The sequence below is a fragment of the Sandaracinobacter neustonicus genome (genome assembly GCF_006385875.1).
GTDB lineage: Bacteria > Pseudomonadota > Alphaproteobacteria > Sphingomonadales > Sphingomonadaceae > Sandaracinobacteroides > Sandaracinobacteroides neustonicus.
This window is the reverse complement of the sequence record NZ_VFSU01000011.1, coordinates 320,369-335,399: the sequence shown is the minus strand read 5'-3', so window position 1 is coordinate 335,399 and position 15,031 is coordinate 320,369. Positions and strand designations below refer to the sequence as shown.

17 protein-coding genes are annotated in these 15,031 nt (G+C 62.5%); 11 read left to right on the top strand and 6 right to left on the bottom strand.

Features of this window, described 5'->3' with window-relative positions; all coding sequences use genetic code 11:
• Positions 1-5 precede the first annotated feature (5 nt).
• From trbE to FJQ54_RS03205, 8 genes are all read left to right on the top strand, one after another.
• Entirely contained in the window at positions 6-2,459 is a 2,454-nt protein-coding gene (gene trbE, locus FJQ54_RS03240) for a conjugal transfer protein TrbE (protein ID WP_027297075.1), read from the top strand.
• Complete coding sequence (trbJ, locus tag FJQ54_RS03235; RefSeq protein WP_027297076.1) at positions 2,456-3,226, top strand: P-type conjugative transfer protein TrbJ; 771 nt, start codon at positions 2,456-2,458, stop codon at positions 3,224-3,226. Before trbE ends, trbJ begins: the two co-directional genes overlap by 4 nt.
• 11 nt (positions 3,227-3,237) lie before the next feature.
• Entirely contained in the window at positions 3,238-3,624 is a 387-nt protein-coding gene (gene trbK-alt / locus FJQ54_RS03230; RefSeq protein WP_070154328.1) for a putative entry exclusion protein TrbK-alt, read from the top strand.
• Positions 3,625-3,628: 4 nt separating this feature from the next.
• Complete coding sequence (gene trbL / locus FJQ54_RS03225) at positions 3,629-4,984, top strand: P-type conjugative transfer protein TrbL (RefSeq protein ID WP_024350822.1); 1,356 nt, start codon at positions 3,629-3,631, stop codon at positions 4,982-4,984.
• Positions 4,984-5,667 carry a conjugal transfer protein TrbF gene (gene trbF, locus FJQ54_RS03220; protein WP_024350821.1) on the top strand — a complete coding sequence of 228 codons (684 nt, stop codon included), beginning with the start codon at positions 4,984-4,986 and terminating at the stop codon, positions 5,665-5,667. Before trbL ends, trbF begins: the two co-directional genes overlap by 1 nt.
• Positions 5,664-6,713, top strand: coding sequence for a P-type conjugative transfer protein TrbG (trbG, locus tag FJQ54_RS03215; protein ID WP_140926875.1), 1,050 nt, complete (start codon positions 5,664-5,666; stop codon positions 6,711-6,713). Before trbF ends, trbG begins: the two co-directional genes overlap by 4 nt.
• 80 nt (positions 6,714-6,793) lie before the next feature.
• Complete coding sequence (locus FJQ54_RS03210; RefSeq protein ID WP_275436983.1) at positions 6,794-7,930, top strand: TrbI/VirB10 family protein; 1,137 nt, start codon at positions 6,794-6,796, stop codon at positions 7,928-7,930.
• Positions 7,930-8,169, top strand: coding sequence for a DUF2274 domain-containing protein (locus tag FJQ54_RS03205; RefSeq protein ID WP_081798497.1), 240 nt, complete (start codon positions 7,930-7,932; stop codon positions 8,167-8,169). The genes FJQ54_RS03210 and FJQ54_RS03205 overlap by 1 nt, the downstream gene beginning before the upstream one ends.
• Here the strand turns inward: FJQ54_RS03205 and FJQ54_RS03200 are convergent.
• Positions 8,166-9,068: a LysR family transcriptional regulator gene (locus tag FJQ54_RS03200; protein ID WP_027297081.1), complete on the bottom strand. Its 903-nt coding sequence runs from the start codon at positions 9,066-9,068 to the stop codon at positions 8,166-8,168. The genes FJQ54_RS03205 and FJQ54_RS03200 overlap by 4 nt on opposite strands.
• 213 nt (positions 9,069-9,281) lie before the next feature.
• Here FJQ54_RS03200 and FJQ54_RS03195 point away from each other — a divergent pair, with 213 nt between their 5' ends.
• Together FJQ54_RS03195 and FJQ54_RS03190 are read left to right on the top strand one after the other, a co-directional pair.
• The gene (locus tag FJQ54_RS03195; RefSeq protein ID WP_081798498.1) at positions 9,282-9,815 is read left to right on the top strand and encodes a MarR family winged helix-turn-helix transcriptional regulator; all 534 of its coding nucleotides are present in this window, start codon (positions 9,282-9,284) and stop codon (positions 9,813-9,815) included.
• A gap of 18 nt (positions 9,816-9,833) precedes the next feature.
• Positions 9,834-10,811, top strand: a complete 978-nt coding sequence (locus tag FJQ54_RS03190; RefSeq protein WP_328592158.1) for a YeeE/YedE thiosulfate transporter family protein — start codon at positions 9,834-9,836, stop codon at positions 10,809-10,811.
• On the opposite strand, the gene FJQ54_RS17990 is transcribed toward FJQ54_RS03190, so the two are convergent.
• The 5 genes from FJQ54_RS17990 to gap all read right to left on the bottom strand — a co-directional run bounded on the left by FJQ54_RS17990 (position 10,791) and on the right by gap (position 13,781).
• Positions 10,791-11,255 (bottom strand): DUF6314 family protein, encoded by a 465-nt coding sequence (locus FJQ54_RS17990; protein ID WP_072492850.1) that lies wholly within the window; start codon positions 11,253-11,255, stop codon positions 10,791-10,793. The genes FJQ54_RS03190 and FJQ54_RS17990 overlap by 21 nt on opposite strands.
• Before the next feature lie 11 nt (positions 11,256-11,266).
• Entirely contained in the window at positions 11,267-11,773 is a 507-nt protein-coding gene (locus FJQ54_RS03180; protein ID WP_027297082.1) for a YkgB family protein, read from the bottom strand.
• 35 nt (positions 11,774-11,808) lie between these two features.
• The gene (locus FJQ54_RS03175) at positions 11,809-12,318 is read right to left on the bottom strand and encodes a MarR family winged helix-turn-helix transcriptional regulator (protein ID WP_072492849.1); all 510 of its coding nucleotides are present in this window, start codon (positions 12,316-12,318) and stop codon (positions 11,809-11,811) included.
• Positions 12,319-12,410: 92 nt separating this feature from the next.
• Positions 12,411-12,632, bottom strand: coding sequence for an XRE family transcriptional regulator (locus FJQ54_RS03170; protein WP_197430705.1), 222 nt, complete (start codon positions 12,630-12,632; stop codon positions 12,411-12,413).
• Between the two features lie 141 nt (positions 12,633-12,773).
• Positions 12,774-13,781, bottom strand: a complete 1,008-nt coding sequence (gene gap, locus FJQ54_RS03165) for a type I glyceraldehyde-3-phosphate dehydrogenase (protein WP_037249475.1) — start codon at positions 13,779-13,781, stop codon at positions 12,774-12,776.
• A gap of 258 nt (positions 13,782-14,039) precedes the next feature.
• Between gap and rpiA the strand changes: the two genes are divergently transcribed.
• Positions 14,040-14,741, top strand: coding sequence for a ribose-5-phosphate isomerase RpiA (gene rpiA, locus FJQ54_RS03160; protein ID WP_027297085.1), 702 nt, complete (start codon positions 14,040-14,042; stop codon positions 14,739-14,741).
• Positions 14,742-15,031: the final 290 nt, after the last annotated feature.

Here is a 15,031-nt window from a genome sequence, read left to right as displayed (position 1 = left end):
GGGCAGTGATGAACCTATCCGAATACCGCAATCGGAATACCCGACTCGCCGACTTCCTACCCTGGGCGGCGCTCGCCGGCGAAGGCGTCGTCCTCAACAAAGACGGCAGCCTGCAGCGCTCGGCCCGCTTTCGCGGTCCTGACCTCGACAGCGCAGTGCCAGCCGAGCTCGTCGCCGTCGCTGGCCGGCTGAACAACGCCTTCCGTCGCCTCGGTTCCGGATGGGCCATATTCGTCGAAGCGCAGCGCCATGGCGCGGTGTCATATCCGGCAAGCACGTTTGCCGACAGCGCTTCGGCGCTTGTCGATGCCGAGCGCAAGGCAGACTTTGAAGAAGCCGGCGCCCATTTCGAATCCAGCTACTTCCTCACATTCCTTTATCTACCGCCAGCCGAGGATGCCGCCCGTGCCGAGACCTGGCTTTACGAGGGTCGGGACCATGCCGGCGTCGATGCGCGCGAAGTGCTCCGAAGTTTTGTCGATCGCACCGACCGTATCCTCAACCTGATAGACGCCTTCATGCCGGAGTGCGTATGGCTCGATGACGCCGAAACGCTCACCTACCTGCATTCGACGATCTCGACGAAGCGCCATCGCGTCCGCGTGCCCGAAACGCCGATGTACCTCGACGCTTTGCTCGCCGATCAGCCGCTTACCGGCGGGCTGGAGCCCCGGCTTGGAGATGCGCACGTACGCATCCTCACTATCGTCGGCTTCCCGACCGCGACGACGCCCGGCATCCTCGACGAGCTGAACCGGCTCGCCTTTCCCTATCGCTGGTCGACCCGAGCGATCCTGCTCGACAAGACCGACGCGACCAAGCTGCTGACGAAGATCAGGCGGCAGTGGTTCGCAAAGCGCAAGTCGATCGCCGCCATTCTCAAAGAGGTGATGACCAACGAGGCATCGGCGCTCGTTGACACTGACGCAGCCAACAAGGCCGCTGACGCTGATATGGCGCTGCAGGAACTGGGCGCCGACTATGCCGGCCAAGCCTACGTGACCGCGACCATCACCGTCTGGGACGATGATCCCCGCGTCGCGGCCGAGAAGCTCCGGCTGGTGGAAAAGGTCATTCAGGGCCGCGACTTCACGGCGATGACTGAGACCATCAATGCTGTCGACGCCTGGCTGGGCTCACTCCCCGGGCATGTCTACGCCAACGTCCGCCAGCCGCCCATCAGCACATTGAATCTCGCTCACATGATCCCGCTGTCAGCGGTGTGGGCGGGACCGGAACGGGACGAGCACTTCGATGCACCCCCACTGCTTTACGGCAGAACGGAGGGCTCGACCCCGTTCCGGCTTTCCATCCACGTCGGCGATGTCGGTCATACGCTGATCGTCGGGCCGACCGGCGCCGGTAAATCGGTGCTTCTCGCACTCATGGCGCTCCAGTTTCGCCGCTATGCACAATCTCAGGTCTTCGCCTTCGACTTCGGCGGATCGATCCGCGCCGCGGCGCTCGCCATGCAGGGCGACTGGCATGATCTCGGCGGCGGTTTGACCGAGGGTTCCGAGGAGAGTGTGTCGCTCCAGCCGCTCGCCCGCATCGACGACGTCGCCGAGCGCGCCTGGGCCTCCGACTGGCTGATCGCGATCCTCTCCCGAGAGAGCGTGCCGGTCACGCCCGAGGTCAAGGAGCATCTGTGGTCAGCGCTTTCGTCGTTGGCGTCAGCGCCGGTCGCCGAGCGCACGTTGACCGGGCTGTCGGTACTTCTCCAGTCCAATGACCTGAAACAGGCGCTACGACCCTACTGCGTCGGCGGCCCCTATGGCCGGCTGTTGGACGCTGAGGCCGAGCATCTCGGCGAGGCGCATGTCCAGGCTTTCGAGACCGAAGGTCTGATCGGCACCGGTGCAGCGGCAGCGGTGCTCGCCTATCTCTTCCATCGCATCGAGGACCGCCTCGACGGCCGGCCAACACTCCTGATCGTGGATGAAGGTTGGCTCGCCCTCGACGACGACGGCTTCGCCGGACAACTCCGCGAATGGCTGAAGACGCTGCGCAAGAAAAACGCCAGCGTCATCTTCGCCACCCAGTCGCTCTCCGACATCGACGGCTCTGCGATAGCGCCGGCCATCATCGAGAGCTGCCAAACGCGCATCCTCCTGCCGAACGAGCGCGCGGTCGAGCCGCAGATCACCGCGATTTATCGCCGCTTCGGTCTCAACGACCGGCAGATCGAAATCCTCGCGCGGGCAACGCCCAAGCGAGACTATTACTGCCAATCGCGACGGGGCAATCGCCTGTTCGAGCTGGGCCTGTCGGATGTGGCGCTGGCGCTGTGCGCAGCCTCATCCAAACAGCATCAAGCGATGATCGCCGATGTCCACGCCCGAAGCGGCACCGAGGGGTTCCTCGCCGAGTGGCTGGCGGCCAACCGACTCGACTGGGCTGCCGACCTGATCACCGACCTCACCAACGTCAATCAACGAGACCCGGAGGCACGTCCATGACACGTCTGATTCAAACCCACAGTCGCGCACTGCGCGTGACGGCCGCACTCCTCGCGGTCCCGCTCGCACTTTCACCGGTCCTCAGCACCCCGGCTGCCGCTCAGTGGATCGTCTACGACCCAACGAACTATGCCCAGAACGTCCTCACTGCGGCGCGGACCCTCCAGCAGGTGAATCAGCAGATCACTCAGCTTCAGAACGAAGCTCAGATGCTGATCAATCAGGCGCGTAATCTTGCCAGCCTCCCGCACTCTTCGCTTCAGCAGCTTCAACAGTCGGTTCAGCGGACGCAACAGCTTCTGAGCGAGGCGCAGGGGATAGCCCTTAACGTCCAACAGATCGACCGAGCATTCCAGACCACCTATGGCAATGCCTCGATGTCCGCCTCGGATCAGGCGCTCGTCACACAGGCGCGGGAGCGCTGGCAGAACACTGTCGGTGGTCTGCAGGACGCTATGCGAGTCCAGGCGGCTGTTGTCGGCAACATCGACACCAACCGTACGGAGATGTCAGCGCTTATCGGCCAAAGCCAGGGCGCGACGGGGGCGTTGCAGGCGACGCAGGCCGGCAATCAACTGCTCGCACTGCAGGCCCAACAGCTCGCCGACCTCACCGCCGTCGTCGCCGCTAACGGGCGCGCTCAGAGCCTATCCGAAGCCGAGCGCGCCGCAGCGGCGGAACAGGGTCGTGAGCAGCGCCGTCGCTTTCTCACGCCCGGCAGCGGCTACCAGCCGGGCAATGCGCGCATGTTCCCGAACGGCAATTGAGGGGACCGACCGTGGACGGCAAATTGGTCGCTCGGATGGGCGCGGTGATTTTCGTCGCGGTTGCGGTCACCGCGACCGCGATCGAGATGTCCCGGAAAGAGGAAGTGCCTGAGGCTTGGTCGTCCGGACGAACGCCTCAAGAAACTGCGGATCCCCTGCGCGACGCGCTCATCCGCTGCCAGGCACTCGGCGAAGAAGGTCCGCGAGACCCCGCCTGCCGCCGGGCGTGGGCCGAGAACCGACACCGCTTTCTCGCGCCCGGTTCTCGTCCCGTCGAGCGCTTGCCGGACGTAGCATCACCCATCGGTGACGTCTTCAGCCCTCAACCACGAGGGACAGACGCGCAAGATCACGCGCCGACCGCGCCGAGCACGCCACAGATCAACGAAGCGCGATAGCATCATGGGCAACACCGGGGTCATCGACCACTTCCTCGAGGTCTTCACTCGCTACATCGACAGCGGGTTCGGCCTGCTTAGCGGAGAGGTCGCCTTCATCGCCACGACCCTGATCGTCATCGACGTGACGCTCGCTGCACTGTTCTGGAGCTGGGGCGCCGACGACGACATCATGGCGCGGCTGGTGAAGAAAACGCTCTTCGTCGGCGTCTTCGCCTACATCATCGGCAACTGGAACAACCTCGCACGTATCGTCTTCGAGAGCTTCGCCGGTCTCGGGCTGAAGGCGAGTGGCACCGGATTTTCAACTGCGGACCTCATGCGCCCGGGAAGAGTCGCGCAGACCGGCCTAGACGCCGGTCGACCATTGCTCGACTCCATCTCCAGCCTGATGGGCTACTGGTCGTTCTTCGAGAACTTCATCCAGATTGCCTGCATGTTTCTTGCCTGGGCGCTGGTCCTGCTCGCCTTCTTCATTCTCGCCATCCAGCTGTTCGTCACCCTCATTGAATTCAAGCTGACGACGCTCGCCGGCTTCGTCCTGATCCCGTTCGGCCTGTTCGGCAAATCCGCGTTTATGGCCGAGCGCGTGCTCGGCAACGTCATCTCCTCCGGCATCAAGGTTCTGGTCCTCGCGGTCATCATCGGCATCGGGTCAACGCTCTTCTCAGAGTTCACTTCCGGTTTTGGCGGGCAGAATCCGTCGATCGACGAAGCCATGGCGATCGTGCTGGCCGCGTTGTCACTTCTCGGCCTCGGCATTTTTGGTCCCGGAATCGCCACCGGGCTCGTTTCTGGCGGCCCGCAGCTCAGTGCAGGCGCGGCGATAGGAACCGGCCTCGCAGCGGGCGGCGTGGTCGCTCTTGGCGCCGGCGCCGTCGGTGCAGCAGCCTCCGGCGGCGCGGCCTTGGCAGGCGGTGCGGCAGCCGCAGCTCGTGGTGGCGCCGCCATCGCGGGTGGAGCGTCCACAGCCTACAGCCTTGGCGCAGCCGGACAGTCCGGCGCGGCCGGGGTGGCCTCCGGCCTCGGAGGCGTTGCGCGTGCAGGCGGCAGCGCGGCTGTCTCACCTCTGCGCCGTGCCGCATCGCGCGCTGCCGACACAATGAGGTCAAGCTTCAACGCAGGCGGCAAAGCGGCGTTCGAAGCGACAGGCGGAACGTCCACCATGGGCTCGATAGGGGGTGATGCCGCCAGCGATGGCGCGGCGCCTGCGAGCGCTGGCGGGCCGCCGGCTTGGGCGCAGAGAATGCGCCGGTCCCAGCAAATGACTCACGCCGCCCAGGCCACGGCTCATGCCGTCCGCTCTGGCGACGCCCATGGCGGCGGTTCCTCGGTAAATCTGACTCAAGGCGACCGCTAATGTTCAAACGACCATCCACTCACTACGGCAAGGCACCCGAGCCGGAGACGCCGTATCAACGTGCTGCCCAAGTCTGGGACGATCGGATCGGGGCCTCCAGGATCCAGGCGAAAAACTGGCGGCTGATGGCTTTCGGCTCGCTGATCCTTACGGCGGGGTTCGCCACCGCCCTCGTCGTGCAATCAGCTCGCGGGACCGTCGTGCCGTGGGTCGTGCAGGTCGATCGACTGGGTCAGTCCCAGGCGGTCGCACCCGCCGAGGCCGACTTCCGGCCCACCGATCCACAAATCGCCTTTCATCTCGCGCGCTTCATCGAACAGGTTCGCAGCATCCCGGCGGACGCGATCATCGTGCGCCAGAACTGGCTACGGGCGTACGACTTCACCACTGATCGCGGCGCCATGGCGCTCAACGACTATGCTCGCTCGAACGACCCGTTCACGCGGGTCGGCCGACAGCAGGTTGCTGTCGATGTCTCAAGCGTCATCCGCGCCTCGCCCGACAGCTTCCGCGTCGCCTGGGTCGAGCGCCGCTATGAGAACGGCCAGCTCGCCGAGACCACGCGCTGGACCGCGATCCTGACGATCGTCGTGCAGGTCCCCCGCAACGCCGATCGGCTGAGGGCAAACCCGCTCGGCATCTATGTCAACGCCATCAATTGGTCACGGGAGCTTGGGCAATGAAGCCGTCTTTCCGTAAAGCCGGAAACCCGGCTTCACACGCACTTGTAAACCCGGCTCTCCGCAGAGCCGCAATCCCGATGGTCCTGCTGGCGACAACTGCGCTCGCGGGCTGCGCCACCACGAACCCACCGCCCGAGATCTCCTACGACAACGCGGCTCCCGCCGTGCAGACCGTCGATCCGCCAGCGCCTGTCACCGTGGTCGAACTGCCGCGGCCGCTGCCGCTACCCGGCCAGTTGCAGCGTGTGCCGGAGACGCGACGCGCGCCCGAGCCCGCCAACCCAACGGCGCGCGTCAACCAGGCTAATGAGGCGGCCCGCGTCCAGCCGGTGCGCGACGGCTTCATCAACTCCATGCAGGTCTATCCCTGGACGCAAGGCGCGCTCTATCAGGTATATACCGCTGTCGGTCAGATCACCGACATTGCGCTTCAGCCCGGCGAACAGCTCGTCGGCGCAGGCCCTGTTGCGGCCGGGGACACGGTGCGCTGGATCATCGGCGACACCGAGAGCGGATCGGGCGCGACGCGCCAGATCCACATCCTCGTGAAGCCCACACGGGCCGACCTGATGACGAACCTGGTCATCAACACCAACATGCGCACCTATCACATGGAGTTGCGGTCGACAGAGCGAACCTACATGGCTTCAATGTCCTGGCAGTATCCGCAGGATCAACTCATCGCGCTGCGCCGGCAGAATGCCGACGCGCAGGCCGCTCAACCGGTTGCGAGCGGTGTCGATCTCGCGAACGTCAATTTCCGCTATGCCATCGAGGGTGACCGCGCTCCTTGGCGCCCACTGCGCGCCTTCGACGACGGTCGCCAGGTCTTCATCGAGTTTCCGCGAGGCATTGGTCAGGGCGAGATGCCGCCGCTGTTCGTCGTCGGGCCCGAGGGCAACACCTCAGAACTGGTGAACTACCGCGTTCGCGGCCACCACATGATCGTCGATCGACTCTTCGCGGCGGCGGAACTGCGGTTCGGTTCCGGTCGCGAGCAGAAGCGCGTCAGGATCGTCCGAACAGACGGGAGGCCCACCTCGTGAGCGCGAACTCGCCCCCAAATGAGGAAGTGCCAGACGATGATGCACAGCCCCTGACCGGTGAGCCGGTCGGGCCAGCGCCGATGCGTCTGCGCGCCGAACCGCCCCGCGTCACTCGACTATCGCGCAAGGTCCTCGCCGGCCTTGGTCTTGTCGCCAGCGTCGGCCTCGGCGGTGCACTGCTCTACGCGCTGCAGACGCGCGACGCCGGTCGGCCCAACGACGAACTCTATTCGACCGAAAATCGCTCGACGGCTGACGGCTTGGCCGGCCTGCCGCGAGATTACAGTGGCGTGCCGCAGCTCGGTCCGCCCCTTCCCGGTGACCTCGGCCGGCCGATCCTCAGCACCCAGGATCGCAGACAGCCCGTGCCCGCACCCGGTATCGCCACGCCCAACCCCGGTATCAGCGCGGAAGAGCAACGCCGCCTTCAGGAAATCGAGACCGCACGCACCAGCCGTCTGTTTTCCGGATCGGAAAGCCGGGGCGCTCCCGCTGCAGCGGGAGCTGCCCCAGCACTCCCGTCCGCCCCGGATTTGGCGAGCCTCGGCCTCGCACCTCCGCCGGCCACCCCCTCCGCACAGGAGCGTCAGAACGCTTTCCTGAACGCAGCGACCGATCGACGGACGGTGTCGCCCGATCGCGTCGTTGCTCCAGCGTCGCCAAATGTCCTTCAGGCCGGCGCAGTTATCGCAGCAGCTCTCATAACCGGCATCCGATCCGACCTTCCGGGCCAGATCACCGCTCAGGTGACCGAAAACATCTACGACAGCCCGACAGGGCGCATTCTGCTCGTGCCACAAGGCACGCGGGTTATCGGCCAGTACGATAACAATGTGCAATTCGGTCAAAGCCGCGTCCTGCTAGTCTGGAATCGACTGATTTTCCCAAATGGCCGTTCAATAGTGCTCGAGCGCCAGCCCGGCGCAGACGTCGAAGGCTATGCCGGCCTGCAGGATGGCGTCGATTACCACTGGTGGGATCTTGCCAAGGCCGCCGGCCTCTCGACTCTTCTCGGAGTCGGCGCCGAGCTCGCCGCCGACAATGACGACCGTCTCATCCAGGCGATCCGGAATGGCGGTCAAGACACGATCAACGATGCCGGTCAGCAGATCGTCAGACGGCAACTCAACGTGGCTCCAACATTGACGATCCGACCGGGATTTCCTGTGCGTGTTGTCGTGACCCGTGATCTCGTACTCGAACCTTATGGGGGCTGATGATGTCGAAGCTCAAGCTGGGGCCGATCGCCGACCAGAAGCCGATCAAGGTTCAGGTAGAGCTGCCGGCGGCTCTCCACCAAGACCTTTCTGATTACGCGGATTTGTTGGGACGCGAACAAGGCCTGCCTGCTGTCGAGCCCGCGCGGTTGATCGTACCGATGCTGCAGCGGTTCATCGCAACCGATCGAGGTTTCTCGAAGGCTAGGCGTACGAAGACCCAGAACGCCTCCGATTAGCTGGCGCTGCTCTGCTTGAAGGCTGGCAGGACATCGAAGCACTTCAGCAGCAGCGGCAGAGCCGGATTGTCGTTATCGCTCGACGAAATCATAGCCGCCGTCGGCGCGCGCGCTGGTGTGAGCGGAACCAATGCAATATCGGGCCGATGCACGACGCTCGTTATCGTCAGCCCGAAGCCTTGCTCGACCATGGTCAGAAGTGTTTCCCTGCTGACCTGCTGGATAGATAGTTGGATCGCCTCTTCGGCAGCGCCCAGCATCCGCCGGAGAATAGCTGCGAGTTCGCGCCCGGCACCATCTGAGCGGACAAGAAAGACTTCGTCGCAAATGTCCTCCCAGGCGAGCCGCGGTCGCGACGCGAGTTGGTGTATGGGTGATAGGGCAACGAAGAGGTCGGGTTCGCACAACCGTCGAATCTGAAACGGAGGTCCCTTCGTTGCGCCCAGGCTGATCGCCGCGTCTAGCAGCCCGCGCTCCACGCCGAGGGTGTTCTGCTCTGACGTGCCTTCTTCGAGCTTCACCTCGATCGTCGGGTATCGCTGTCTAAAGGTCGCCAAGAGGTCGATTATGGGACATGCCGGAAACGCCTCGAGCATCCCGAACCTGACTAGTCCAGTCGTAGGTTTACGGACCGATCGCATCTCAGTGGCGGCCTCGCGAAGATACCTCGCTCCGACCGCAGCTTGCTGCAGAAATCGCTCTCCTTCCGGCGTCAATCCAGCGCCCGATCGCGTGCGTTTGAACAGGGAAACGCCAAGCTGCCGTTCGAGCATCTGAACGCGGCGGCTGACCGTTGATTGCGATATCGAAAGGCGGTCCGCCGCCCTGCGGAAACTACCCGCTTCGGCGACATGGATAGCATACTTAAGGTATCGAAGATCGAGCGTCAGATCAGGCATGACGCGCATTCCCCGTTCCCGGCTTCCGTTCACACGAGCAGCGCGCGACGCTCCAAAGCCTTTGCTGGAGGCCCCGCTTTTCGATCTCAGATGGGGAATCCAAGCCGAGCCCATCAGTGAGCATGACCATCTCCGAATCCGTGATAGATGTATGCGCCGGTCATACATATTCGGGCGCTTGATGTCTATGCGTGACGCATATATTCTTTCCGGATGGAGCCCGAGGCCGCCAAATATCATTTTGGTGCACTTGCGCTCGCGGTAGCTGACAGCATCGCGAGCGCATCAGCCTCGCTTTCGCCGAGCGGCCCCGCGGCTGCATTGATGGTTTTCCTTAGCTTCGAGCCGGGATTGCCTATCAGTGTCCTTGCGAGCCGGATCCGGCTTTCGCATGCGGGAACGGTCCGATTGATCGATAGGCTCGAATCCGATCACCTGGTGGAAAGGCGGCGACACACGGCGGACAAGAGGGCGCGCTTTATCCACTTGACCAATGCAGGTGTGAAAATGACCGGCGCTCTGCTCAGAGCGCGCGAACAAGTGATTGCAGCGTGTGTCTCGCCGCTGTCGCCGGCTGACCTGAACAAACTAGGCCGATTGTCCCAGCGGCTCCTTATCGCAAACGGTTACGAGAAATCTGGTGTCGAGACTATGTGGCCCGTGGTTGGCTACCCGGGACAGACACCGGCTGAAAATCCATCTCAGCCCTCCCGCCAGCTGCGCCGGCGCCCTTCGCACAAGGGCTGATGAGAAACCGAGGCAGGCTTGATATCTTTGGCATCGATCGCGTTCGACTTTCTCATATGCATACTGGCCTTCTGGTTCGGGTATTCTGCGAACCGAGGCGGCACGTGCTTGGTCGTAGCGGCTCATGAGTTGCAGCAACGGCGCCGACCAAGAATGTTCGTTGGATTTGTTGCGGCGTCTGCGGCTGCTGGCCTTATTGCGATACCGCTCGCCTGGTCGGGGACGCTGAACGCGACCCTCCCACTCTCGACGAGCGTCAACGGCCTCGTCATCATCGGCGCCATCGCCTTCGGCCTCGGCGCGCTCATAAATGACACCTGCCTGCTAGGTTCACTGGCACGGTTAGGGGATGGAGAGATGCGGTTGCTCGCCCTTCCTGCCGGACTGGCAATCGGCATCTTGGCCGCTGATCTCGGCCGGTTTGGCCCCGTCGCGACATGGCCAAGTTTTATCGCTAGGCCGAGTGTCCCAGGGGGCGCGACGCTTCTCGCCTTAGGCGTGGTGCTCGGGCTAGCGGCGATTTTCGTGTCACGGAAGACCGCACCGCAAAGAAGGCAGAACTGGGCGTTTGGCGCTTCAATGATTGGCCTCGGTATGACTGGTGGGCTTCTCTACGCTCTTTCACCAGCATGGACATTCGCTGACCTCATCCAACGCGGCCTTCCTCTTCGAATGTCGCCGACAGGCGAGGTCGCACTGGTTGCGGTCATTGCCTCTGTTGCGGGAGCAATCACGGCATCCGTGCGTCAGGGTCGCTTGCGTTTCCAGCGACCGACGCTCGCCGGCATCCTGCGGTCGATCGCCGGCGGCGCGTTGATGGGAATAGGCATCGGCCTGATACCCGGTGGCAACGACGCTTTAATCCTTGCCGCAATGCCTACGCTTTCTCCGGGTGGCATTGTCGCCTACCTCGTGATGACGACCACGATCGTTTTTGGATTCGAAGCGCGTGACAGACTGGCCAGGAGCGGCGCGTCAGGCCAGGGGAAAAAGTAGACGGTCCGGCGTCGTTCGTGACACCTTTGAGTACCGGCTCCGCAGGTCGTACGCCTTTCGTGGACCAATGACCCTGATAACTGTCTCGAAAGATCCTGCGTCGAGAATTCGGTAAAAAGCGTGATAGGCGTCGTCACCGCAGACGTGGGTGTCTGTTGCCTCGTACCCCCTATTCTTGCGCGAGAATTCAAGGTTGAGAAACAGCTTCCCGGTGTTCGGTCCGTCTGCGAACTGAACGTCTACTCGGTGGCCGACCGCGCAGTACCGATATTGCCGAGACGCTGAGAGTTCGCGGCCATCCCGAAGCCGAAGTATCCCGCTTTCTCGATAGGTGAGCGCGGATTCACCTGTCGAAGCGAAATCCGCGTCGCCAATCAGTTGTTCGCCCGTCGGATCGACGTTGCGACGAAGCGCCCACTCTCCACGGAGCGTGTCCAAGACCATCGTGCCTATGCTCACGACCGATCGGTGGTCATCGGCCCCAGGCGCTCATTTTTGGGTTGGACCGACGCAAGCAGCAGCACAAGTGATGCCGCCAGCAAGACTGCGTCCTTCAGCAGAAACTGGCCAGGAGCGGCAGATATCGCAGGAAAGCCTCCGGCGGTCGGCTCCCCGACCCCAGGCGTCGTAAAAAAGAAGGTTAGGGTGATGAAGTAGGTCGCCGCCGACATGAGCGCGCCAAGCGCTGAGAAGGATGCGCGGAAAGCCCCTAAGGCCAGCACGACTGCGGTCGACAGCTCGATGACGCCGACAAAGTAACTTTGGCCCTGTACCCCGAACATACCCAGCCAACTCATGATCGGACTATGGCCGATGAAGGGGGCGATGCCATCGGCCTCGTAGGCCGTGAATTTCATCGCGCCGAACCAAGAGAAAACGATCACGAGCGCCCATCTCAACAGCGCCAGTTCCTTCCGACTGCGCTCGGGCACAAGCAATTCATACCGATCGAAAATACTCATATCGAACTCCTCAAAAGGGGATGATCGTCAGGGCGTCACGGACGATGGTGGCCGACTGGGCAATCGGTACAGCGGGCCTGATCGCACAGACGACAGGTTGCCAAGCCGCCGTGGGGGTCCGAGAACAGCGACGACAGGATGTTGTCCGCGGCCCGCTCCAGCACGACGCGATCGTCAGCCGACACTTTGCTCAGCAGCTCGGACACCGCCGCGTTCCGCAGACCTAGCAGCTTGGCCCGCTCCACCTGACCACGCGAGGTCAGCGAGACATGAACTACCCGGCGGTCAGAGGGCGATGGCGATTTCGCCACCAGGCCTTGCTCGCCTAGCCTCTCGACGACGCGAACTGCACCTGCATGCGAAAGCCGGAGAGTTTGCCGTACCTGGCCGATCGACATTCCTGGCGCGTGACCGATCGCGATCAAAGCCGCGGCCGTCTCGCCCCCCGCATTGAATGCTTCAGCGATCGCCAAGCGCACGCGGTCAGACACCGCTTGAGACAGCGCGCCAAAGATGTTGATCAAGCGATCCGAGGGGTCATCCATCGCCGCGACTCACGCAATATATGCGTCGCGCATACAATATCTGTGGGCCGGTGTCGAGCCTCGTGCCGGAGTACAAGCGTTCGCTGGAAGGCTTAGACGTCGTCGGTGCCTACCGGCCCACCTTCGCCCTCCATCCGATTGATCGCACGCACATCCTTGGCGTTGAACTTGAGCCTCACGCCGAGCCCTCCACTATTGTCCTCGCCGATGAAGACCGCGCCGCCGCGTTCGAGCGCGTCCCGCAGCCGCGTCAGATCCGAGGCTGCAAACACGCTGGCGCCGGCTTCGAATTGAGCTAGCGCCTCTTCCTCCAAGCCTGCGATCTTGGCGACATGTGATCGCGGCCACTGAATGAGCGCTCTCGCTGCACGTGCTAGTGGCCCATTCATGTTCAATGCCTCCGTTTCGCGAACGCATCTTGTCGCCAAGATCCGACTTTTCCCGCAACCGATCCGCTAGATGAGCTTCGCCATCACCACGGCGACATCCGCCATGCGTGTCGCAAAGCTCCACTCGTTGTCGTACCAAGCAAGCACGCGAACCATCCGGCCATCGACGACATCGGTCTGGGGTAGCGCGACGATCGAGGATTCGGTCCGGTGGGTCAGATCCACAGACACCAATGGCTCTGTCGTGTAAGCGAGCACCCCACTCATAGGACCACTCGCAGCCTGACGAATGGCGTCGTTCACTTCGTCGATCGTGACCTCCCGGGATGCGGAAATAGCGAGATCGACGACCGATACGTTCGGCGTTGGCACGCGGATTGACGAGCCATGGAGCTTGCCTTTCAGTTCTGGCAGCACGCGTCCGATTGCGTTCGCGGCTCCGGTCGAGGTTGGGATCATCGACAGCGCGGCTGCCCGTGCGCGGTAGAGATCCTTATGCACCGTATCTAGCGTCGGTTGGTCACCGGTATAGGCGTGAACCGTGGTCATGTAGCCCCGCTCAATGCCACATAGATCGTTCAGGATCTTCGCGACGGGGGCGAGGACATTCGTGGTGCATGAGCCATTCGATACGACGACATCATCGGTTGTCAGCGTTTCGTGATTGACCTTGAAGACGATCGTCTTGTCTGCCCCCTCGCTGGGCGCGGAGACGAGCACGCGCTTTGCTCCCGCACGGATGTGCGATTCAGCCTTCTCCCTGGAGGTAAACAGACCTGTGCATTCGAGCGCTACGTCCACTCCAAGCTCATCATGCGGAAGCTTTGATGGATCGCGCTCTGAAGATACTTGGATTTTACCAGACCCGACGTCGATCCAGTCTTCGCCGGTGGCTATTGATCCTTGAAAGGGGCCGTGAACTGAATCGTATTTCAGGAGGTGCGCCAACGTAGCAACCGGCCCGAGGTCGTTGATCGCAACCACCTCGATGTCCTCACGCCGTAGTTCGACGATCGACCTTAAAGCTAGTCGTCCGATCCGACCGAAACCGTTGATTGCGACCTTGACCGTCATGCCTGTGTCCCCTGGTTCGCCGAGATAGTTACGGCATATGCACTTCGCTCAGTGCCGACTGGCACCCGGAGGTGCACTCCGGCAGCGAAAGCTTGCCGATCAGACCATCCGCATTATGTATGCGTCACGCATAGACCTATCCGTCTGCAGGCTGTAGGTCAACGAGGCAATGTCGGCATCGAGGATCAGATTTGCGCTGCCCAGTTTCACAATCGACCTGGTGAAGGCACGCATACCGGCGAGATGAAGTGGCGTTAGATGTTTTCCCAAGAAGCAGAGAAGAGGCTGGCTGCGGCCAGAGCAGTCGACGAGATCGAAGATGGCATGTTCGTTGGCCTTGGGACCGGAAGCACAACAGCCTATGCCATTAAGAGCCTGAGCGACCGCATTCGGCAGGGCCTTCGCATCACCGCTGTCGCCACCTCCCGAGCGACCGAAATGTTCGCTCGTCGTCTCGCGGTGCCGCTCGTTCCTTTTGAGCAGTTCAGTTCGGTAGACCTCACGATCGACGGCGCTGACGAGATCGACTGCCACTTTCAGGCGATCAAAGGCGGCGGCGGCGCCTTGCTCCGAGAGAAGGTCGTGGCCGCCGCTTCTAGCCGGATGATCGTGATCGTAGACGCTAGCAAAGTCGTTCGACGACTCGGCGAGTTTCCTCTGCCGGTCGAAGTCGTGCCCTTCGCGAGCGAGTTCGTTCGAACGCATCTTGCCAAGCTCGGAGCCAGTGTGACGCTTCGCTCGGTCGGCGGAGAACCATTCATCACAGACCAGAGCAATCACATCTTGGATGCAGCCTTCGGCAAGGCCCTTCGGCCGATCGAGATCGCCGGAGCGATCGATGCCATCCCCGGCGTCATGGAGCACGGCTTGTTTCTTAGCGAGATTGACACTGTGGTGGTCGGACGCGGTGAGACGGTCGAGGTGCATCTCAGAAAGCAAGCCCCCGGATCCCTCCGTTAGGTGCCGACGAGGGGTGGCACCTGGCGCAGGCGTGATGTGATTCGGCCGTCAGGCAGCCGAAATCACGACAGCCCACCCCGATCCATAGCCGCCAGGTATCGCCATTTTGTGTGACCCGACGATCGAAGTCCTGTATTTCAATCTTCCGCGCCATCCGCAGCGCATCCTAAACCACTGTAAAGGCGCGCCTTTCGGTTTGCCACAATCCCCCAGCGCCGCAGGGGTATGGCTTGCTGTCTATGCTTCGCGCACATATAGATGGGGCAATGGATGGACCTCGAGATCGAAAT

What these genes read in the sequence shown, in the direction of transcription:
- FJQ54_RS03210 (WP_275436983.1), top strand. Translation starts at nt 6,794, where the DNA reads ATGCGTCTGCGCGCCGAACCGCCCCGCGTCACTCGACTATCGCGCAAG.
- FJQ54_RS03175 (WP_072492849.1), bottom strand. Translation starts at nt 12,318, where the DNA reads ATGGATGACCCCTCGGATCGCTTGATCAACATCTTTGGCGCGCTGTCT.
- FJQ54_RS03205 (WP_081798497.1), top strand. Translation starts at nt 7,930, where the DNA reads ATGATGTCGAAGCTCAAGCTGGGGCCGATCGCCGACCAGAAGCCGATC.
- FJQ54_RS03200 (WP_027297081.1), bottom strand. Translation starts at nt 9,068, where the DNA reads ATGCCTGATCTGACGCTCGATCTTCGATACCTTAAGTATGCTATCCAT.
- trbJ (WP_027297076.1), top strand. Translation starts at nt 2,456, where the DNA reads ATGACACGTCTGATTCAAACCCACAGTCGCGCACTGCGCGTGACGGCC.
- trbF (WP_024350821.1), top strand. Translation starts at nt 4,984, where the DNA reads ATGTTCAAACGACCATCCACTCACTACGGCAAGGCACCCGAGCCGGAG.
- FJQ54_RS17990 (WP_072492850.1), bottom strand. Translation starts at nt 11,255, where the DNA reads ATGGTCTTGGACACGCTCCGTGGAGAGTGGGCGCTTCGTCGCAACGTC.
- gap (WP_037249475.1), bottom strand. Translation starts at nt 13,781, where the DNA reads ATGACGGTCAAGGTCGCAATCAACGGTTTCGGTCGGATCGGACGACTA.
- trbG (WP_140926875.1), top strand. Translation starts at nt 5,664, where the DNA reads ATGAAGCCGTCTTTCCGTAAAGCCGGAAACCCGGCTTCACACGCACTT.
- FJQ54_RS03180 (WP_027297082.1), bottom strand. Translation starts at nt 11,773, where the DNA reads ATGAGTATTTTCGATCGGTATGAATTGCTTGTGCCCGAGCGCAGTCGG.
- rpiA (WP_027297085.1), top strand. Translation starts at nt 14,040, where the DNA reads ATGTTTTCCCAAGAAGCAGAGAAGAGGCTGGCTGCGGCCAGAGCAGTC.
- FJQ54_RS03195 (WP_081798498.1), top strand. Translation starts at nt 9,282, where the DNA reads ATGGAGCCCGAGGCCGCCAAATATCATTTTGGTGCACTTGCGCTCGCG.
- trbL (WP_024350822.1), top strand. Translation starts at nt 3,629, where the DNA reads ATGGGCAACACCGGGGTCATCGACCACTTCCTCGAGGTCTTCACTCGC.